Origin of the sequence: Candidatus Methylobacter favarea (assembly GCF_902806695.1) — a bacterium.
In the GTDB taxonomy this organism is placed as follows: Bacteria; Pseudomonadota; Gammaproteobacteria; order Methylococcales; family Methylomonadaceae; genus Methylobacter_B; species Methylobacter_B favarea.
The window spans coordinates 1-3,957 of sequence record NZ_CADCXN010000026.1 but is presented as its reverse complement, the minus strand read 5'-3'; the positions used below and the strand labels follow the sequence as shown (position 1 = coordinate 3,957).

4 protein-coding genes are annotated in these 3,957 nt (G+C 45.2%); all 4 read right to left on the bottom strand.

What is annotated here, in order from left to right; translation table 11 throughout:
- Nucleotides 1-69: 69 nt before the first annotated feature.
- Nucleotides 70-303, bottom strand: coding sequence for a hypothetical protein (locus tag HUX64_RS02615; RefSeq protein ID WP_174624687.1), 234 nt, complete (start codon nucleotides 301-303; stop codon nucleotides 70-72).
- Between the two features lie 230 nt (nucleotides 304-533).
- Nucleotides 534-1,274: an IS21-like element helper ATPase IstB gene (gene istB / locus HUX64_RS02610; RefSeq protein WP_174624686.1), complete on the bottom strand. Its 741-nt coding sequence runs from the start codon at nucleotides 1,272-1,274 to the stop codon at nucleotides 534-536.
- Nucleotides 1,264-2,772, bottom strand: a complete 1,509-nt coding sequence (gene istA, locus HUX64_RS02605; protein ID WP_174624688.1) for an IS21 family transposase — start codon at nucleotides 2,770-2,772, stop codon at nucleotides 1,264-1,266. The genes istB and istA overlap by 11 nt, the downstream gene beginning before the upstream one ends.
- Before the next feature lie 26 nt (nucleotides 2,773-2,798).
- A partial coding sequence (locus HUX64_RS02600; protein WP_174624685.1) for a DNA recombination protein RmuC occupies nucleotides 2,799-3,957 on the bottom strand: 1,159 nt, incomplete at its 5' end.

The following is a 3,957-nucleotide window of genomic DNA, read 5'->3' as shown; positions in this document are numbered from 1 at the left end:
CCATTATTGAAATAGAAGGAGAAAGCTATCGAAAAAAACAGAGCGTAAAAAAGTAACCCTTTTTTTTAACTAAAACCAGCCAAGGTAATTGTCGTCAATCCGGCCAGGATAATTGACGCCGGACACCTGATCCTTGTTTGTCGTGCTTTTCAACTTTTCAATTGCTTGGCGCAAATCCTTTTTTAAACGATATGACGGGATAACAAATTTGGCGATGAAAAACCCAATTAACCCCAAAATAATTAAGCCTAAAATTATTAAATGCGCGTAGGCTTTTAGGTCTTCTACGGTGATAAAGTCCATTACGAATCCTATTGCTGACGATAATGCGCTTTGGCCATAACCACGACTGTGCGCGATAGGGTCAAGTTTTTAAATGCTAAAGAGGAATCAAAATCATCGCGAGATGTTAGGCGTCATCCAATAGCACTGGATGACTCATAGCACTATCAACTTCCAATTCCATTGTCAATCAGCGTTGAAAAGTATCCAGGTAACAGCGTCGAATAATATCCAGTTAAAGTATAGGGATATTACGTTTTTATCTCTTTTTTCCGCTGTTTAAATCGATAAGAATCGTTGCCTGTTTCCAGGATGTCACAGTGGTGAGTTATCCTGTCTAACAAGGCTGTTGTCATTTTTGCATCGCCGAATACCTGTACCCATTCACTGAAATTCAGATTGGTAGTAATGATTAGTGAGGTTCTTTCATAGAGCTGGCTGATCAGATGAAATAGCAAAGCACCGCCAGATTCAGGGAACGGCAAATACCCTAACTCATCCACAATCACGGCATCAACCTGCAATAGCTTACGTACCATAGAACCTGTTTTACCGGCCTGCTTTTCTCTTTCTAGCTCATTAACCAAGTCAACAGCATTATAAAATCGAACGCGTTTACCTTGGTGGATAGCTGCCACACCGATGGCAGTAGCTAAGTGGGTCTTTCCGGTACCTGTCCCACCGACCAAGATCAGGTTATGGGCTTCTTGCATAAAGTTTGCAGTGGCCAATTGCTCAATCCGTGCATGCGACAACGGCGATTCTTGCCATACGAAGCCGACCATATCACGATGAATGGGAAATTTCGCAGCATGAAGCTGATAGCGCAGGCTGCGAGCCTGCCTGTCGGCTATTTCAGCATCCAGAAGCCGTTGCAGGTAACCTTCCGGTGTCAGTGTTACTCGGGATGATTCGGCTTGTATTTCTGCCAATGCCGTAGCCATACCGAACAGCTTCAAGGATTTTAGTTGGGATAGATTATCAATGGGCATAACGGCTTCCCAATAAACTATCGTAGCGACTACAGTCTGCAGTGGGTTCCACCCGGAGTGACAAGTCTTCAGCCATTGTTAGGGATTTAGCGCGAGGCGGCTCAAGTAAGCGTCGCAGTTCATTGATAAGCACACTGGCGTTAATAATACCTGTTTCAAGTGTTAGTTCACAGGCTGTTTCCATAGCCGCCAATCCAGCTTCTTTTGCCATTAACAGCACATCAACAAAGGCTTTGTCACCTTTCGGTTGCGCCAGAAGTCGGTCACCAACCCTTTGTATTGATACAGGCACATCCCAATTTTGAAAAGGAGCTCCATGCCTAAGGGCGCCTGGCTTTTTTTCCAGCACTGGCAAGTAATGCCAGGGATCAAAGATAAACTTATCGCGGCCAAAACAACGCTCATGCCTAGCTATGATCTCCCCATTAGCCACGATGCGTAGGCTATCAGCGTTAATCCTGACAGAAACAACTTTACCTACCCAAATAGCAGGCACACTGTAGTGATTGCGGTCTAGCCTGATCAGACAGGTACTGGAAACGCGCAACAAATGCTCCACGTAGCCATCAAACCGCGCCGTAAATGGGCGGAGCAAAACTTGTTCGTCGCTAAAGCAGTCGGCAATAGTACGTGTCTTTTCGGTAGGATGTTGTCGTTTAGCCAATTCCTCACAACGCATTTCCAGCCACTCATTCAATGCTTTAAAATCAGCAAAGCGTGCCTTTGGGGTAAATAACCATTCACGTACGTTACCAACCTGATTTTCAATCTGGCCTTTTTCCCAACCAGCCGCCGGTGTACATGCAACCGGCTCAAACAAATAATGATTAGTCAACGTCAAAAAACGCCGGTTAAACTTGCGCTCCTTACCTACAAAAATCGTGTCCACAACCGTTTTCAGATTGTCATACACCCTCCTTAAAGGCACGCCACCAAAAAACACAAAGGCTCGATTGTGAGCATCGAGAACCATTTCCTGAGTTTCACAGGGATAGGCCACGACAAACATTTTACGGCTATAGGAAAGACGGAAATGACCCACTTTGATTTTTCTGGCGATACCGCCCAGTTCGACCAGCTCTTCACTCCAATCAAATTGGCACGTTTCACCTGGCGGAAACGCTAATGGAATAAAAGCTGTGGTGGCAGTTGGCGTTTGCCTCCGTTCAAATTTCCAATGTTTCACATAACGTTGCACACTGTCATAGGCACCCCGATAGCCTTCTGTCTGGAGGGCTTCAAACAGACGCTGTGCGGTCCTTCTCTGCTTTTTGGGTAACCGGGATTCTGTATCTAACCATTGTTTCAATCGGTCTTGAAACTCACCCAGCTTTGGGAAAGATTGAATTTTTCGTTGGTAAATTGGCTCTTCAAGCGTCCGCAGATATTTTCGGACGGTGGTACGAGATAGGTTTAATGACAACGCAATTGAGCTGATGCTCTCGCCGCTAATGAAATGACGCCTTCTGATTTCGGCAATAAAATCCATAGATAACACCCAGGGTTCGTCGGCAAAATACCGGATCATGACACATACCGGGGTGGACAGTTTTCGACGCTGTTTTCCCCGATTCCCTGGTCATTTTTCCACGCTGTTTTACACAATTCCAGCACTTCAACACTACGGAGCTTACGTTCCATCACTTTGGTACGCGTAGTTTGAAGGGTTTCCAGTGAATTGGAAGCTGAGTTAATATATTTGTGAACAGTAGCCAATTGCTCGGAATATTTGACGAATTCCGTTTTAACTTCCGCTAATACCTTCCATACTTCACTACTACGTTTTTGCACGGCTAATGTTCTAAAGCCCATGTTTAAGCTACTCAACAATGCAGACAGGGTAGTCGGTCCGGTAACAGTAATACGGTAGGTTCTTTGCAAACGCTCAAATAATGCTGGATGGCGCAAAACTTCTGCATACAGGCTTTCAATCGGCAGAAACATAATGGCAAAATCAGTAGAATGCGGTGGATCGATATATTTGCCGCTGATGTCTTTGGCAAAGCTTTCTATTGCTTTCAACAGTAATTTTTGTGCGGCATCAATAGTAAGGGTATTACCTTCCTCCAACGCCATCAGCAAACTCTGATAGCTTTCCAGGGGAAATTTTGAATCAATCGGTAACCAGACTGTTTTTTCGTCAGATTTTCCGGGCAATTTAATCGCGAATTCGACGTTTTCCCGGCTGCCTTGTTTGGTGGCTACGTTGATTGCATATTGATCAGGTGACATGATTTGTTCGAGGATGTTGCCCAATTGATACTCGCCCAATATGCCGCGCGTTTTAACATTCGATAACACTTTTTTAAGGTCGCCGACACCAATCGCTAACGATTGCATTTCGCCCAAGCCTTTATGAACTTGTTCCAGACGGTCGCTGACTTGCTTAAAGGATTCGCCGAGACGTTTTTCCAGGGTATCTTGCAGTTTTTCGTCAACGGTTTTGCGCATTTCGTTAAGCTGCTGGGTATTGTCTTCCCGGATCGCTTTTAATTGGTTCTCTATGGTTTGTCTGATTTCCAGAATGCTGTTTCTCGCTTGCACATTGGCTCCCGATCGCTGCGAGACAGGAGTCGAGTAGTCCCCAGAAGCGATAGGGCATGTGTTTTCACGGAGCGTTTTTTGCGTAGTGAAAATGCAGGCTTTACGAAATCGCGTCGAGTCATATAGGGACTCCTCCCCA

Excerpts from the sequence above, each read along its gene's own strand:
- istB (WP_174624686.1), bottom strand. The coding sequence starts at position 1,274 with ATGCCCATTGATAATCTATCCCAACTAAAATCCTTGAAGCTGTTCGGT.
- HUX64_RS02615 (WP_174624687.1), bottom strand. The coding sequence starts at position 303 with ATGGACTTTATCACCGTAGAAGACCTAAAAGCCTACGCGCATTTAATA.